Raw genomic sequence first — 13,902 nt, forward strand, 5'->3', positions numbered from 1 at the left:
CATGGCTGAGAAAACCTACCAGCAGCTCATCGAAACTGCCGCCACGACTGCGCTTGAGTACTACCAGGCGCAGAACACTAAAAAGGCCCTCAAGGCTGAATTGCGCTCGTTGTACGACACCTACTTCGAAGCTCATGGCCGCCCCGACGGGAAGTTCGATCCCTGCAACGATGCCTTCCTGCCCGTGATGAATTTCACTGAGGCGCAGTTCCAGCGTGTCCGCGCCGCCAAGAAGGCCGAATACAACGCCAAGCGTCGTCACCACACCGCGCTGCGTGCGCTCGAAGCTTTCCGGCCAGGCAATCTCAAGGGGGTCGCATGATGCACTACTTCAAGAGAAACATAGGCGACTACCACAAGAAGGCTGGTCGCCTCACCATGCTTGAGCACGGCGCCTATACGCTGCTCCTCGATGCCTGTTATGACCGGGAGCGCTTCCCAACTTTGGAAGAGGCTATCGACTGGTGCTGGGCGCGCAATAAGGAAGAAACAGACGCAGTTGAGCTTGTTTTGCGCAAATTCTTCGATCTCATTGATGGTCGCTACGTACAGGCGCGCATTCAGGATGAGATCAACGCCTATCACGCCACAGCCTTGAAAAATAAGGGGATTGCAGAAAAGCGTGAAGCAACGAGACGCACGAAGCGTGCACCACTCGTGCACGAAGCGTGCACGGATGGTCACCTAACCAATAACCATAAACCACTAACCATTAACCAAGAACCAATAGATCAAAAGACTTGCGCACCTTCGGTGAGCGAGCAGGAGGATTTGTTCCCGAAGTTCTGGGCGCTCTACCCACGCAAGCAGGACAAAGCCAAAGCACAGAAGGCCTGGGCGAAGCTGAAGGTCGGTGACGAACTGTTCGCATTGATCGCCAAGGGCTTGGCTGCTCAGGTTGTGTCCGCTGACTGGCTCAAGGAGGGCGGCAAGTACATCCCGATGCCTACCACCTGGTTGAACGGCAAGCGCTGGGAGGATGAGGTAAAGCCAGCCACCAACGTCCATCCGTTCCCACAATCGCGACACACGGGTTTTGCTGACCGCGACTACACCGCAGGCCTGAAACTGCGGGAGGACGGCTCCTATGCGATCTGAGACAGTCCAGGCGACGCCCGAATTGCCACCGGGAACACGCATTCAGCCAGCGACCTGTGAAGCCCACGGCGCCTACGAGCAGAAGATATTCCCACTGCTGGGCAAGGAGCTGAAGAGCGGCTGCCCTGAGTGCGGCCGCGAAGTCCGTGAGAAGGCGGAGGCCGCCGAGCGCGCCAACAAGGCGATGGAGCAGCGCATGGCGATGGAGCGCAAGCTGGGTGCGGCCCTGATTCCCAAGCGCTTCGCAAGCAAGACCCTGGACGGCTATGTCGCCAAGACCGCGGAACAGCGCAAGGCACTGAACACCTGCCGCCGTTACGCCGCCGAGTTCGCGCAGATTGCCGAAACCGGTCGTTGCTTGTTGCTGCTGGGCAAGCCCGGTACCGGAAAGACTCACCTGTCGGTAGCCATTGCCAACGAGATCATGGCCAGGACCACCGCCACGGCTGTGTACCGCACCCTTGGCGCAGTGCTCCAGCAGATCCGGGCGTCTTACGACCACGCCAGCGAACAGAGCGAGAGCCAGATCCTGTCGAGCCTGATCAGCCCCTCGCTGCTCCTCCTGGACGAGATCGGCGTGAGCAAGGAGAAGCCCAGCGACTTCGAGCTGACGACCTTGTTCGCGATCATCAACGGCCGGTACGAGGAAATGCGTCCGACCATCATCGTTTCCAACCTGGACGGCCAGGCGCTGCCCGGCGCCATCGGCGAGCGCTGCATTGACCGCCTGCGCGAGGGCGGGGTGATCGTCATCCCGTTCGAGTGGGAATCGCAGCGCGGCAAGGAGGGGTTCTGACATGACGCTCGATAAACAAAAACTCCAGAAGCTGCTGTGGGCCGAATCCGCGTCCTACCGTGCCGACTGCGCAGACTGGAAGCGCAACACCGAGGCGCTGCAAGAGTTCCTCGGGGAGAAGACCGTGGAGGAGGTGGCGCTGGAGCTGCTGGCCGAGAACGAATCCCTGCGCAAGGATGCCGATCGGTACCGTTGGCTTCAGAAAGGGCGCAGTAACGACATCGAGGTCGTGGAATGGATCGGCCCGCACTACGCAGGAATGGTCGGTGAAGACCTGGATGTGCTGATCGACGCCGCCATGGGCAAGGCGGTGCAGCCATGACCGACAAGATCAGCGTCAACTGCCAGGCCAAGCTCTCCGAGGCCATCACCGCGCTCAGCACCATGTACCGGGACAAGAAGTTCGTGGTCGTGTCGCTGCGCCCGGGCAAGGACCGCACGCTCGACCAGAACGCCCTGTGGTTTGCGATGTACAAGCGCATCTCTGAAATGACCCAGATCGGCGACCCGGCCGACGCCCGGCGGTACTGCAAGCTGCACATCGGCGTCCAGATCCTGCTCAACGAGGATTCCGGCTTCCAGGCGGCCTGGTACCAGGTGATGCGCCACCTGCCGTACGAGACAAAGCTGGCGATGATGGGCGAGTGCAAGCTCTTCGGCCCAGATGGCTTCCCGGTGACCAGCCTGTTCAATCGCGCCCAGGGCGTCCAGTACACAGACCGCATCGTCGCCTACTTCACTGGTCAGGGTGTGGTGTTCAGCGACCTGCTGAGCGAGGTGGCGGCATGAAACACAACTTCAAGCCGGGCGATCTGGCAATCATAGTCGGATGCCGCATCAATCCAGAGGACATTGGGAAACTTGTTGAGCTGTCTGAGCGAGTTCTCCTGAATGGCTATTTCACCACTCCATCTGGCTGGCGAGTCTTCTCAGCATCCCCTGGAACGTGCTGGGTAGTGCTGAGCGAGAACATTGCTTCTTACGGAGGTGATCATGGGTGGGCTCTCGTTGACGAAAAACACCTCATGCCCCTGCGTGGTGACTTCACCCCCGAGCAGCAGAAATCCAAGGAGGCCGAGCCATGCGCGTAGCCCCCAAGGAGAAGAAGGAGCCCCGGGCGAAGAAATGCCGCGTCCCAACATGCAGGGCCTCATTCGTCCCTGCGCGCCTGGGCCAGGCCGTATGTAGTCCGGCCTGCGCGATCGCCGACGCCGCAACGAACAAACCCAACCAGGAGAAGGCCCGCAAGTCCCTGGCCCAGGTCGAGCGCCGGGAGATCAAGGTTCGCAAGGAGAAGCTGAAGACCAGGGCGGATTACGCCAAGGAAGCCCAGGCGATCATCAATCGCTACGTCCGACTGCGTGATGCGCATCTCGGCTGCATCAGTTGCGACAAGCCTGCCTCATGGAGCGGTCAATGGCATTGCTCACACTTCCGCAGTGTTGGCGCCGCCGCCCACCTCCGCTTCAACCTCTGGAACATGAACAAGTCCTGCTCCCAGTGCAATGCACATCTGAGCGGGAACATCATGGTTTACCGCCCTCGCTTGGTCGAGAAGATCGGCGCGGACAAGGTGGAATGGCTGGAGCGCAACCAGAGCCTGATCCGTCATGAGGTCGACTACCTCAAAAGGCTCAAGTCCATCTTTACCAAAAAATGCAAAAGGCTGGAGGCGCGAATCCAATGCAATGCAGCGTAGAGAATTGCGGCCGTGCCGCCATGTACAAGACCGCCCAGCTTTGCCAGATGCACTACTTCCGCCTAATGCGGAACGGCACAACAGAAAAGCTTCCTACAAGCCGCCAGCAACGGGTAATCACGCCAAACGGCTATGTCCGAGTGTACGAGCCTGGTCACCCGCTTGCGGACAAAGGCGGCTATGTCTTCGAACATCGCCATGTCATGTGGGCTGAGGTCGGGCCAGGCGGCCGAGATTGCGAGTTGTGCGGGAAGCATGAGACCTGGCTCACCTGCCACGTCGACCACATAGACGAAAACCGCCAGAACAACACCCGTACCAATCTCCGAATTCTCTGTCGCGGATGCAATGTAAAGCGAGGCGTCACCCCTGAAAGTCATGCGCTTCGCAGCGGCCTTGATCTGATTGAGTTCGAAGGGAGGCGGCTTACTGCGGAGCAATGGGCGCGCGATCCCCGGGTGCTGGTCAGCGGCAGAACGATCAGGGTTAGAAAGGCGGCAGGAAAGTCGGATTTCGATGCGCTCTTTGCGGCCAAGATTACCCATAACGGGAAGCGCCGAGCATGACCACCGTCGAAGAAATCAAAACCATCAAGGCCGAATACCGGGCCAAGACCCGCGAACTCAAGAGGACCGCCGCATGATCTATCGCAACGTGATTTCCGCAGTGGTCCGGGCCCTGGCCGCTGAGACCATCAACTCCGCCGGCGGCTGCGACTTCGAGCCTAAGGTCCAGACCAGCAAACTCAAGGGTGAGATATCCGGCAAGGACGCCACTCTACTGGCCGACTGCATCGTCCATAAGCTGCTTCATGCGCAACTGACGCCGCGCCAGTGGAACGCCCTGGTCGCCAAGTATAGTACCCACAAAGGGCGCAAGGTCGACTCCATCGGTAGGCTCGTCTGTGCGATCAAGAGCCCCGCGCCCCAGCGGTTCACCCAACAGGCCGTTCTGGTCTGGGCAGTCCCTCAGCAGGTGAAGGGTATCCAGCGCCAGGCACGCCAAGCCGCCGCGCCGGAGAAGATCCACGACTCGAGTGGGAAGTGGGATTGGCGCAACAGGGCAGCCGAGGAAGCCGTCGAGCGTGCCAACCGTCACGCAAAGGCTGTCGCCGAGGCACGTCCCGGGGAAATGATCGTCCTGGCCGCGTCCAACTACGACATGACCAACTGGGACAGCCAGGGCCTCACGGAGCGGACATATCAGCGCTGGAATAAAGCCATCAAGGATGGCCTGGAAAGCCTTGTGGATGAAGCTCTGGTGGAAGCACAATCCGTGCTTGAAGAGTGCGGCGTACTTGAGGGGCAAGCAGCATGAATGATCGGGAATTGCTTGAGCTGGCAGCAAAGGCGGTGAATCTAAGGCCTTACGGTAGATACGACTTTCAGATCGGTCTTGAGGTATCCACCCCGCATAACTCAACGTACTACTGGAACCCGCTTGGCGACGATGGGGATGCGTTCCGGCTCGCAGTAGATCTTGACCTGGATGTGGGTCAGGCTGTCGATTACCGAGAGGTTCAGGTTGGTGGCACTCTACCTTCCACGATTTTTGAGTCTTGGGGGGAAGATAAAATAGCGGCAACCCGGCGCGCCATAGTTCGTGGCGCCGCTGAGATTGGAAAGGCGCGGGAATAAATAAACCAAAGGGCCTCAAAAGGGCTTGCAATGTCATGTCGCCATGTCGCATTATTCACCCATCCTGTCATTCCTGCGTGTGTAGGACTGACTTACAAGAACCCGGCCACTGCGCCGGGTTTTTTTATTGTTCGGATTCGACCTGCTGGGAGGTGCGCATGAAGCTGAAGGCAAAAATCAATCAGCTGGAGCGCGCCAGAACAGCCTGGGAGTCAGTTGCACGCCAAGTCGGCGAGACTGACTTCTCGCGCCATCCGCGCACTGGCGAGTATCTGCATCCCGGTGTCGCCATGGGTTGGCGCATACACAAGAAGAATCTGTAGTTTAACCTGTAGCCAGGACAGCCCTCGGGAAGGCCTGGACGTCGATAGCCGGACAGTGCGACGTACGGAAACAACGCCGGCAGCCCGCGCGCCCCGACCTCAAATGCTTTCTGGGTGGCGCGAGACTGGAGCGGCGAGATCGATGCAAAGGGGCGTCGACGCTGTGATAGCCTTTGGCGGACCGAGGGGAAAGACCCTCACATTATGCGGATGAATGTGCAGGCTGATGCGCTAATCAGGTGAACGAGATCCCCGCCGGTCCGTGATGCGGCACATTAGTGCCGGTCGCATCTGCTGCGGTTAGGTTGCTGAGCATTTCGGCAAGCTGGTCAGGGGGTAGCCGCGAAAGCGGAGGAAGTAAAACGAGGCGCCGGTACGCGCCTATCGTCACTAGGCCGGAGATCAGCACCGGCCATCCGCACCTATTCAGGGCCTCGACATTGATCGGGGCATTTTCGTTTTTCGGGCTATGCCCAGGCCACGCAGGCCGTTTTCTTCGTGGAGCAGCATATGGCTGAGCCGAGCACTGGCGCACTCGCTGTAACTGGTGTCGTTGCCAGCCTTGGCTTGGGCGCTGCCTTCCCCCAGATTGACCTGTCAGCACTTGTTGGAGCGTTCGGCGGATCGTTTCTGTTCGTCGTCTTCGCGGACGCCATGCCAACGTGGCGCCGCATTGGTTACCTTTTTGCCGGCTGGATCGGCGGTTACTTCGGCTCTGCCGAACTCTTGGGGCTCACCTGGACCAAAACGGCTGGCTTCAGCGGTTTCATCTGTGGCGCGGTATGCGTGGCGGTTGCGACTGGAATTCTGGAGTGGATGCACACCGGCGTCATGCCGCGCTGGCTGCAATGGTTCTTCCGCCTTCGGGCGAGGAAGGAGGGCTGAATGGCCTCAATCATCCAGGCTGCACTGTGTGCGGTCATCTTCATCATGATCGGGTTGCGCTACAGCCCGTACCCGAACTCCCGGTACAAGCTGACCGTATCCCTGATCGCCTGGGCGGCCTGCGCGGTAACCGGCATGCAGTGTGTCAGCCTCGTTGGCCGCATGGTGCTGGAAGGGGAGTTTGCTGATGCGTCGTGGTTCAACACAGCGTTCTACGGTCTGGCTGCTGTTCTGGTCTGGCGTGCTCGTGGGAATGTGGCCCGCATCGTTCAGGTGGATTAAGTCGCGACACGTTTCGCGAGTCAGCAAATTGTGTCGCAGCATCATGCATACTCGAACCTCTTTCAAAAGGAGGTTGGCATGAGTTTCAATAAAATTCCCGATGCTCAATTCGACTTGACTCGAAATGCGGCATACCAAGCAGGAAGGGTTAAGTCGCACGCCGTCAGACTGAGCAAAGCAATCAATGAGCTCCTCAACAGTGAGTATCCCGCCGAGGAGTGGGGTACATCTTGCTTAGTAGGTGCTGACGGAATCACGTTACGCATAAGAACTCCTTTCGGAGACGCTCGCGCCGTAACCGCCATTCAGTTAATCAATGGCTACGTTGGTGCTCGCTACGTTTTCGAGAAGCTTATTGCTTCGAATTCAGGAACCCCGTTTTACCAGCCGGTATGGGCGATTCGTATAGACGGGGAGGGGCAGGTAACGAGCGACGACGGCGAGCTGCTTTACCGCCTTCAAGCATTCTCAGGCACAGAGCGGGAACACGGCGTGGTCACGGTTACATTGTCCGCTATCTATGCGATCGCAACGAATGACGGCTATTACGTCTCCGACCAGTAATAAGTTAGGGCCACATATGACGAAGCAACCCGACTGGGAGGCGATCGAACGAGCCTACCGGGCCGGGTCGCTTTCGATCAGAACCATCGCAGAGCGCCAGGGAGTGAGCGACACCGCGATCAGGAAGAAGGCCAAAGCCCTTGGATGGGCGAGAGATCTTTCTGACCAGGTCCGGAAAGAGGTTCGCAGCAAGCTGGTTCGCGGAGAGGTTCGCAACGACCAAGGCGCGAACTGCGAACTGGATGCCGAGATCATCGAAGAGGCTGCTGAGGAGGGCGCCCGGGTGGTTCGCAGCCACCGCCGCGACATTCGCAAGGCGACAATCCTCGCGAACCTGCTGATGGACGATCTGATGACCACCATCCAGCGCCGCGAAGAGATTGAAGACGCGATCGAGGATGAAACCTCTGAGGACAGCAACGGAATGCGGAGGGCTTCGATGCTCGCTGCAGTCGCTCTGCCCAGCAATTCCAAAACACTGTTCCAGCTTTCCTCCGCGATGAAGAACCTACAGGTTCTGGAGCGCCAGGCATTTGGCCTGGACGAGAAGGAGAAGACGGACGACGCCGACGAACTTTCCAAGATGATGGACGAACTATCGAAGGACGCCTGACATGAAGCCCGAGCACATGAAGCTGCTCCGGGATAAACGCTGGCGGTTGAACAATCTCTACTTCATCACCGACAAGCAGGGCAAGAAAGTCCGCTTCCGGATGACGGACGAGCAGATCGAATACTTCGACGGGATGCACACCCGGAACATCATCCTGAAGGCTCGTCAGCTCGGCTTCACCACCGAGTGCTGCATCATCCAGCTCGACGCCGCTCTGTTTGAGTCGGCCAAGTGCGCGCTGATCGCCCACACCCTGAACGACGCCAAGCGCTTGTTCCGGGAGAAGGTGAAGTACGCCTACGACAACCTGCCGAAAGAGATCCGCGCAGCGAACCCTGCGAGCAACGACGCTGCTGGTGAGCTGGTATTCAGCAAGGGCGGCTCGATCTACGTCAGTACCTCGTTCCGGGGTGGCACGCTGCGTTACCTGCATGTCTCTGAGTTCGGGAAGATCTGCGCCAAGTTTCCGCACAAGGCCCGTGAGATCGTCACTGGCGCCTTCGAGGCTGTTGCCACCGATTGCTTTGTCACGATTGAATCGACGGCGGAGGGGCGGGCGGGCTACTTCTTCGACTACTCGCAGAGCGCAGAGAAGCAACTGCTGTCCGGTACACCCCTGGGCAAGCTGGACTGGAAGTTTTTCTTCTTCAGTTGGTGGAAGAACAAGGCCTACTGGCTCGACCCGGGTGAGGCGGTCATCCCGCAGCGCCTGACCGGCTATTTCAACGAGCTGGCAGCCAAGCACGGCATTGCCACCAACCCAGGCCAGCGCGCCTGGTACGCCGCCAAGGAGAAGACACTCGGCGACGACATGAAGCGGGAATACCCGTCGATCCCGGCCGAAGCGTTCCAGCAGTCGATCGAGGGCGCCTACTACGCCCAGCAGTTCACGAAGCTTTACGCCGCCCAGCGCATCGGCACGCTGCCAGACAACAGCCACCTGCCAGTGATGACCTTCTGGGACATCGGCGTCGGCGACTCCACGGCCATCTGGTTTGTGCGTCAGGTCGGCAACGAGTACCACGTCATCGACTTCTACCAGAACAGCGGGGAAGGCCTGCGGCACTACATGAAGGTGCTGAAGGACAAGGGGTACACCTACTCCGAGCACTGGGGGCCGCATGACATCGACAACCGCGAGTTCGGCAGCGATGCCAAGACCCGCCGGGAAATGGCGCGGGAAGGCTATGAGATCGACGGCCAGCACTACCGCATGACGTTCCAGGTCGTGCCGAAGATCGGCGTAGACGATGGCATCGATCAGGTGCGCGAAATCCTCGCCCACTGTGCCTTTGACGAGGCCAAGACCGAAGAGGGCATTACCGCGCTGGAGAACTACCGCAAAGAGTGGGACGACAAGAAGGGCTGCTGGAAAGACAAGCCCCTTCACGACTGGGCGTCCCATCCGTCCGATGCATTCCGGTACTTCGCTGTCGCCAAGAGCGCCAGGAAGCCGGTCAAATCAATCAAAATGGGATTCGCACGCTAATGGCAGACGTCACCTACACCCGCCCGGAGTACGACGCGGCACAGTCCCGTTGGCGGCTGGTGCGCGACGTGTGCAAGGGCTCCGAAACGATCAAGGCCCGGGGGGATCATTACCTGCCTCGGCCCAATCCTCACGATCAGAGCGACGAGAACAAGGCGCGATTCACCACGTATCTGATGCGGGCCGTGTTCTACAACGCCACGGGGCGCACGAAGAACAGTCTGGTGGGCGCGGTGTTCCGCACCTGGCCAACGCTCACCGTGCCCGCCGCGCTCGAATACGTCGCCAAGGATGTCGACGGGCAGGGCATCAGCATTTACCAGCAATCGCAGTCGGTCATCGGGCACATTCTCGAAGTCGGGCGTCACGGGCTGCTGGTGGACTATCCAAGCGTTGAACCCGGATCGACTAGCAAGGCGGACAGCGCGGCAATGGGTATCCGCCCAACGATAGCCAGCTACAACGCTGAGTGCATCATCAACTGGAAGACGCGCAAGGTCGGCGGGCAGCACCTGCTGAGCCTGGTTGTACTGAAGGAAGTGGTCGACAAGGACACCGACGACGGCTTTGGTGTTGAGAGCAAAGATCAGTATCGCGTGCTGCGTCTGAATGACTCTGGCGTGTACGAGCAAGAGCTTTGGACGACTGAGGGCGGTAGTTGGGCCGCGACTGACGCTCACACGCCCCTGGACGGCACCGGCAAGCCTTGGCGCCTGATCCCGTTCATGTTCGTCGGCAGTGAGAACAACGATTCGTCGATTGATGACTCGCCGCTGTACGACATGGCCGAGATCAACATCGGCCATTACCGCAACAGTGCCGACTACGAGGACTCGGTCTGGTTCTCGGGGCAGCCACAGTTCTGGATCGCCGGCCTTGATGAGGCTTGGCGCGATCACTTGGAAGAGAACGGCATCTACGTCGGCTCCCGTGCACCGCTGACGCTTCCGGCCAACGGATCGTGCGGATTTGCGCAGCCAGAGCCGAACACCCTCGTGAAAGAGGCCATGGACGGCAAGAAGGAAGACATGGTTTCACTCGGCGCCAGGCTGATCGAGCGGGGCAGCGCCGTGAAGACCGCAACCCAAGCTGACAACGACAGTGCGGCAGAGCACAGCATCCTGTCGCTGGCCGTGAGCAACGTCAGCGAGGCCTACAGCCAGTGCCTGATGTGGATGTGCGCATTTGAGAATGTCGCCGGCGAAGCGCTGCTGAAGCTGAACCAAGACTTCACGCAAGTGAGCCTTGACGCCGCAATCATGTCCAGCCTGTTCAATGCAGTTCAGGCCGGGCGCGTGCCTGAGTCTGATTTCTGGCAGTACCTGCGCGATCGCGGCGTGATTGATCCAGAGAAGACGGATGAGGGCATTCGCGGCGAGCTAGAAGCGAACCCAGTAGGCCTAGGCCTGGACGACGAGGGCAATCCAGATGGCAATAGTGATGGCTGAGGTGCAGAAACTTGTGCTGGCTCGTAGTGAGCGGGGCGTTTACATCCTGTTCACAGAAGACGGCAAGGTCTTGCCAAAGCAAATCAGCACACAGCTTGTAGCTGAGCGCAGCGGCTTGCAGAAGCTGATTGTGACATTCGCATGCGATGGCGATGGCATTCGTGTTATCGGCGATCCAGAGGACAACCCAGATGGCGGCAAACCAAGCGATCCTTGATGCCACCATCCGGCACGCTGTCTTCCTCGAACGGCTCAAGGCGGGGGAGGTGAAGAAGTTCGCCCCCTTCCTCAAGGAGATCGATCGATCCCTGCGAGAGCGACTGACGAAGTCCGATTTGACCGGATTCACTCGCAAGCGGCTGGAGAAGCTGCTCGATGAGGTGGATAGCCTGCTGCTGGGCATCTTCACCCGCTTCACCGATCAGCTCACCCTGGACCTGATCGACCTGGCCAATTACGAGGCGCAGTTCGAAGCTACGAGCCTGACGAAAGCGGTGCCCGCCGGCATCAGCCTTGAGGCTGCGATTCCGTCTGTCACGGCGATACGCTCAGCCGTAATGAGCAACCCGCTCAGCATCCGGGACGGCGGCAAGCTGTTGAAGCCGTTCATCAAGGACTGGACAACGGCCGAGCGAGAGCGTGTCACCGGCGCAATCCGGCAGGGCTTCTTCGAAGGGCAGACGAACTTCCAGATCCTGCAGAACATCCGGGGCACCAAAGCAGCCGGATACACGGACGGCATTCTGGCAATCACTGACCGCAACGCCTCCACCGTGGTGCGCACTGCAATCCAGCACGTTGCCAGCCAGGCACGAATGGAGACGGCCAAGGCCAACACCGACATCGTCACTGAAATACAGCTGGTCGCCACGCTCGACAGCAAGACCAGTCAGATTTGCCGAACCCTCGATAAGCGCCGATTCCCTGTCGATTCAGGGCCAAGGCCACCGTTTCACCCGAACTGCCGAACAACCTTTGTGCTGCTGACACGCTTGAGCGAGATGTTCGAGAAGGACGCCACAAGGGCCTCAAAAGGCGCGGATGGAGCGGAACAAGTCAGCGCAGACCTCGACTATTACCACTGGCTCAAGCAACAGCCCGCATCGTTTCAGGACAAAGCCATTGGCAAGGCCCGTGGCGCTCTATTCCGCAACGGCGGGCTCAGCATTAAACGCTTCTCCGAGCTCCAGCTCGATCGCAACTTCAAACCACTGACACTCGCTGAGATGAAGGCCTTGGAGCCTTTGGCCTTCGAGCGCGCAGGCATCTGAACCGCAGGCTGAGCCTGCAAAACCAGTCCCAGGGGGACAGCATGAAATACCTGATCGACAAAGCAGCATATGACGCGCTCGAACCCTCCATGCAGGCGTTCTACAAGGCGCAGGGCGAAAACTATGTTCTGGCAGTGGAAGGCTTGCCAGCGCCCGAAGATGTCAGCGGCTTGAAAGCCAAAAATGACGAACTGCTGGCGGAGCTTCGAGCCAACAAGACCAAAGCGCGTGAGGCTGAAGAGGCTGCGCGGCTCGCCGCTGAGGAAGCGGCACGTAAATCTGGCGACACCGAAGCGCTCGACCGCAGTTGGCAGGAGAAGCACACCGCCGCGCTTGCCGAGAAGGAAGGTACGTTGAGCGCGCTACAGGCCCAGGTTCACGCGTTGACGGTGGGCGCGACTGCCGCCCGCGTGGCCGGAGAGCTGGCTGTGCAAGGCTCTGCCGCCGTGCTGCAACAAATCATCGAGCCTCGTCTCTCCATGGAGCTGCGCGAAGGCAAGCCAACCGTCGTGGTGCTGGACGCTGATCGCCGGCCAACCGCTCTGACGGTGGAAGAATTCAAGACTCAACTCTTCAACGATGCCGCCCTGGCGCCGTTGATCGCTTCAAGTAGGGCTTCTGGTGGCGGGGCTACCGGTGGCAAAGGCGGCGGGGCCGCAAAAACGTGGAACCAACTTACTGGGATGGAGCGCGTAGAGCTCCGCCGAACCAACCCCGCCGAGCACGCACGCCTGAAGGCAGCGGCTGAGGCATCGTAAAAGGACCTATCGCAATGCCAACCATTCTTTCTGACGTCATCTTCCGTGACGAATTGCGGGACTACATCACCGTCAACAGCGTTGAACGCACCGCGTTCTTCGAATCGGGCATTCTGACCACCAACTCGGATATGACCCGATTGCTGGCGAGCCCGTCCAACACCTTCACCATTCCGTGGTGGGTTGACCTGGACGCGTCCATCGAGTCGAACTACTCGAACGACGTTTACACCGACATCGCTGTGCCTCTGTCGGTGCACACTGACAGCATGCAGGCGCGCGCGGCGTACCTCAACGAAGGCTTCAACTGCATGAACCTGGTGAAAAACATCACCAATCAGGATCCGCTGGAGTTCGTCGCAGGTCGCTTGCTGAGCTACTGGCGCAAAGTGGCCCAGCGCCGCGCCATCGCAACCGTAGTCGGCATCTACAACGACAACGTTGCAGGTAACGGTGGTGACATGGTCGTGGATGCCGGCGGCACCATCAGCGCAGCAGCGATCATCCGAGCCAAGGCAACCATGGGCGACTACAGCGGGCAGCTGGGTGGCCTGAGCGTCATCGTGATGCACTCGGCCGTTCAAACCGAGTTGCAGATCCTCAACCTGATCGACTTCACGCCGATCGCTGACCAGATCCCAGAATTTGGTCGATTCCAGGGCATGCGAGTCGTGGTCGATGACGGTATGCCGGTAATCACTGGCACCCCGAACAAGTACCTGTCGGTGATCTTCGGCCCGGGTGCGCTCGGCTTCGCCGAAGAGACACCGCCAGGCGAAGACGGCCTCGAATACGAGCGCGCTCCGGATCGCGGTAACGGTGGTGGTGCAGAAACCCTGTGGACTCGTCGCAACTTCGTTGTTCACCCGCTGGGTTATTCGTTCACCAGCGCGACCATCACCGGCACCCCGACCACCACTCGCCCAATCTCGGCGAACTGGGCAGACCTGGCGCTGGCCACCAACTGGACCCGCAAGTTTGCACGCAAGCAGGTGCCGCTGGCGTTCATCACTTCCACCGTATCGGCCTGACCGATGGC

The 13,902-nt window shown here is 59.5% G+C and carries 21 protein-coding genes; all 21 read left to right on the plus strand.

What is annotated here, in order from left to right:
- Position 1: 1 nt before the first annotated feature.
- Complete coding sequence (locus tag ACLEJQ_RS22310) at positions 2-322, plus strand: hypothetical protein (RefSeq protein WP_440798511.1); 321 nt, start codon at positions 2-4, stop codon at positions 320-322.
- Positions 322-1,098: a YdaU family protein gene (locus ACLEJQ_RS22315; protein ID WP_440798598.1), complete on the plus strand. Its 777-nt coding sequence runs from the start codon at positions 322-324 to the stop codon at positions 1,096-1,098. The genes ACLEJQ_RS22310 and ACLEJQ_RS22315 overlap by 1 nt, the downstream gene beginning before the upstream one ends.
- Positions 1,088-1,894 (plus strand): ATP-binding protein, encoded by an 807-nt coding sequence (locus ACLEJQ_RS22320; RefSeq protein ID WP_440798513.1) that lies wholly within the window; start codon positions 1,088-1,090, stop codon positions 1,892-1,894. The genes ACLEJQ_RS22315 and ACLEJQ_RS22320 overlap by 11 nt, the downstream gene beginning before the upstream one ends.
- Before the next feature lies 1 nt (position 1,895).
- Positions 1,896-2,216: a hypothetical protein gene (locus ACLEJQ_RS22325; protein ID WP_440798515.1), complete on the plus strand. Its 321-nt coding sequence runs from the start codon at positions 1,896-1,898 to the stop codon at positions 2,214-2,216.
- Entirely contained in the window at positions 2,213-2,683 is a 471-nt protein-coding gene (locus ACLEJQ_RS22330; protein ID WP_440798517.1) for a hypothetical protein, read from the plus strand. Before ACLEJQ_RS22325 ends, ACLEJQ_RS22330 begins: the two co-directional genes overlap by 4 nt.
- A complete protein-coding gene (locus ACLEJQ_RS22335; protein WP_440798519.1) occupies positions 2,680-2,985 on the plus strand; it encodes a hypothetical protein in 306 nt (101 codons plus the stop codon). Before ACLEJQ_RS22330 ends, ACLEJQ_RS22335 begins: the two co-directional genes overlap by 4 nt.
- A complete protein-coding gene (locus ACLEJQ_RS22340; protein ID WP_440798520.1) occupies positions 2,976-3,593 on the plus strand; it encodes a recombination protein NinG in 618 nt (205 codons plus the stop codon). Before ACLEJQ_RS22335 ends, ACLEJQ_RS22340 begins: the two co-directional genes overlap by 10 nt.
- A 20-nt stretch (positions 3,594-3,613) precedes the next feature.
- A complete protein-coding gene (locus tag ACLEJQ_RS22345) occupies positions 3,614-4,159 on the plus strand; it encodes an HNH endonuclease (RefSeq protein WP_440798522.1) in 546 nt (181 codons plus the stop codon).
- A gap of 73 nt (positions 4,160-4,232) precedes the next feature.
- The gene (locus ACLEJQ_RS22350) at positions 4,233-4,910 is read left to right on the plus strand and encodes a hypothetical protein (protein WP_440798524.1); all 678 of its coding nucleotides are present in this window, start codon (positions 4,233-4,235) and stop codon (positions 4,908-4,910) included.
- Positions 4,907-5,230: a hypothetical protein gene (locus ACLEJQ_RS22355; protein ID WP_440798526.1), complete on the plus strand. Its 324-nt coding sequence runs from the start codon at positions 4,907-4,909 to the stop codon at positions 5,228-5,230. The genes ACLEJQ_RS22350 and ACLEJQ_RS22355 overlap by 4 nt, the downstream gene beginning before the upstream one ends.
- A gap of 158 nt (positions 5,231-5,388) precedes the next feature.
- A complete protein-coding gene (locus ACLEJQ_RS22360) occupies positions 5,389-5,553 on the plus strand; it encodes a hypothetical protein (protein WP_440798528.1) in 165 nt (54 codons plus the stop codon).
- Positions 5,554-6,063: 510 nt separating this feature from the next.
- A complete protein-coding gene (locus ACLEJQ_RS22365) occupies positions 6,064-6,438 on the plus strand; it encodes a putative holin (RefSeq protein WP_440798530.1) in 375 nt (124 codons plus the stop codon).
- Positions 6,439-6,720 carry a phage holin family protein gene (locus ACLEJQ_RS22370; protein WP_440798533.1) on the plus strand — a complete coding sequence of 94 codons (282 nt, stop codon included), beginning with the start codon at positions 6,439-6,441 and terminating at the stop codon, positions 6,718-6,720.
- A gap of 78 nt (positions 6,721-6,798) precedes the next feature.
- The gene (locus tag ACLEJQ_RS22375) at positions 6,799-7,284 is read left to right on the plus strand and encodes a hypothetical protein (protein WP_440798534.1); all 486 of its coding nucleotides are present in this window, start codon (positions 6,799-6,801) and stop codon (positions 7,282-7,284) included.
- A gap of 16 nt (positions 7,285-7,300) precedes the next feature.
- Positions 7,301-7,897, plus strand: coding sequence for a hypothetical protein (locus ACLEJQ_RS22380; protein ID WP_440798536.1), 597 nt, complete (start codon positions 7,301-7,303; stop codon positions 7,895-7,897).
- Position 7,898: 1 nt separating this feature from the next.
- Positions 7,899-9,386 (plus strand): terminase, encoded by a 1,488-nt coding sequence (locus ACLEJQ_RS22385; protein ID WP_440798538.1) that lies wholly within the window; start codon positions 7,899-7,901, stop codon positions 9,384-9,386.
- Positions 9,386-10,834 (plus strand): DUF4055 domain-containing protein, encoded by a 1,449-nt coding sequence (locus ACLEJQ_RS22390; protein ID WP_440798540.1) that lies wholly within the window; start codon positions 9,386-9,388, stop codon positions 10,832-10,834. Before ACLEJQ_RS22385 ends, ACLEJQ_RS22390 begins: the two co-directional genes overlap by 1 nt.
- Positions 10,827-11,051 (plus strand): hypothetical protein, encoded by a 225-nt coding sequence (locus tag ACLEJQ_RS22395; protein ID WP_440798542.1) that lies wholly within the window; start codon positions 10,827-10,829, stop codon positions 11,049-11,051. The genes ACLEJQ_RS22390 and ACLEJQ_RS22395 overlap by 8 nt, the downstream gene beginning before the upstream one ends.
- Positions 11,026-12,105, plus strand: coding sequence for a minor capsid protein (locus ACLEJQ_RS22400; protein ID WP_440798544.1), 1,080 nt, complete (start codon positions 11,026-11,028; stop codon positions 12,103-12,105). The genes ACLEJQ_RS22395 and ACLEJQ_RS22400 overlap by 26 nt, the downstream gene beginning before the upstream one ends.
- Positions 12,106-12,146: 41 nt before the next feature.
- Positions 12,147-12,863, plus strand: coding sequence for a hypothetical protein (locus tag ACLEJQ_RS22405; protein WP_440798546.1), 717 nt, complete (start codon positions 12,147-12,149; stop codon positions 12,861-12,863).
- A 14-nt stretch (positions 12,864-12,877) separates the two neighbouring features.
- Complete coding sequence (locus ACLEJQ_RS22410) at positions 12,878-13,894, plus strand: hypothetical protein (RefSeq protein WP_440798548.1); 1,017 nt, start codon at positions 12,878-12,880, stop codon at positions 13,892-13,894.
- The last annotated feature ends 8 nt before the right edge of the window (positions 13,895-13,902 follow it).

The sequence above is a fragment of the Pseudomonas sp. SMV71 genome (assembly GCF_052042015.1).
Lineage (GTDB): Bacteria > Pseudomonadota > Gammaproteobacteria > Pseudomonadales > Pseudomonadaceae > Aquipseudomonas.

Excerpts from the sequence above, each read along its gene's own strand:
- ACLEJQ_RS22310 (WP_440798511.1), top strand. The coding sequence starts at position 2 with ATGGCTGAGAAAACCTACCAGCAGCTCATCGAAACTGCCGCCACGACT.
- ACLEJQ_RS22315 (WP_440798598.1), top strand. The coding sequence starts at position 322 with ATGCACTACTTCAAGAGAAACATAGGCGACTACCACAAGAAGGCTGGT.
- ACLEJQ_RS22320 (WP_440798513.1), top strand. The coding sequence starts at position 1,088 with ATGCGATCTGAGACAGTCCAGGCGACGCCCGAATTGCCACCGGGAACA.
- ACLEJQ_RS22325 (WP_440798515.1), top strand. The coding sequence starts at position 1,896 with ATGACGCTCGATAAACAAAAACTCCAGAAGCTGCTGTGGGCCGAATCC.
- ACLEJQ_RS22330 (WP_440798517.1), top strand. The coding sequence starts at position 2,213 with ATGACCGACAAGATCAGCGTCAACTGCCAGGCCAAGCTCTCCGAGGCC.
- ACLEJQ_RS22335 (WP_440798519.1), top strand. The coding sequence starts at position 2,680 with ATGAAACACAACTTCAAGCCGGGCGATCTGGCAATCATAGTCGGATGC.
- ACLEJQ_RS22340 (WP_440798520.1), top strand. The coding sequence starts at position 2,976 with ATGCGCGTAGCCCCCAAGGAGAAGAAGGAGCCCCGGGCGAAGAAATGC.
- ACLEJQ_RS22345 (WP_440798522.1), top strand. The coding sequence starts at position 3,614 with ATGTACAAGACCGCCCAGCTTTGCCAGATGCACTACTTCCGCCTAATG.
- ACLEJQ_RS22350 (WP_440798524.1), top strand. The coding sequence starts at position 4,233 with ATGATCTATCGCAACGTGATTTCCGCAGTGGTCCGGGCCCTGGCCGCT.
- ACLEJQ_RS22355 (WP_440798526.1), top strand. The coding sequence starts at position 4,907 with ATGAATGATCGGGAATTGCTTGAGCTGGCAGCAAAGGCGGTGAATCTA.
- ACLEJQ_RS22360 (WP_440798528.1), top strand. The coding sequence starts at position 5,389 with ATGAAGCTGAAGGCAAAAATCAATCAGCTGGAGCGCGCCAGAACAGCC.
- ACLEJQ_RS22365 (WP_440798530.1), top strand. The coding sequence starts at position 6,064 with ATGGCTGAGCCGAGCACTGGCGCACTCGCTGTAACTGGTGTCGTTGCC.
- ACLEJQ_RS22370 (WP_440798533.1), top strand. The coding sequence starts at position 6,439 with ATGGCCTCAATCATCCAGGCTGCACTGTGTGCGGTCATCTTCATCATG.
- ACLEJQ_RS22375 (WP_440798534.1), top strand. The coding sequence starts at position 6,799 with ATGAGTTTCAATAAAATTCCCGATGCTCAATTCGACTTGACTCGAAAT.
- ACLEJQ_RS22380 (WP_440798536.1), top strand. The coding sequence starts at position 7,301 with ATGACGAAGCAACCCGACTGGGAGGCGATCGAACGAGCCTACCGGGCC.
- ACLEJQ_RS22385 (WP_440798538.1), top strand. The coding sequence starts at position 7,899 with ATGAAGCCCGAGCACATGAAGCTGCTCCGGGATAAACGCTGGCGGTTG.
- ACLEJQ_RS22390 (WP_440798540.1), top strand. The coding sequence starts at position 9,386 with ATGGCAGACGTCACCTACACCCGCCCGGAGTACGACGCGGCACAGTCC.
- ACLEJQ_RS22395 (WP_440798542.1), top strand. The coding sequence starts at position 10,827 with ATGGCTGAGGTGCAGAAACTTGTGCTGGCTCGTAGTGAGCGGGGCGTT.
- ACLEJQ_RS22400 (WP_440798544.1), top strand. The coding sequence starts at position 11,026 with ATGGCGGCAAACCAAGCGATCCTTGATGCCACCATCCGGCACGCTGTC.
- ACLEJQ_RS22405 (WP_440798546.1), top strand. The coding sequence starts at position 12,147 with ATGAAATACCTGATCGACAAAGCAGCATATGACGCGCTCGAACCCTCC.
- ACLEJQ_RS22410 (WP_440798548.1), top strand. The coding sequence starts at position 12,878 with ATGCCAACCATTCTTTCTGACGTCATCTTCCGTGACGAATTGCGGGAC.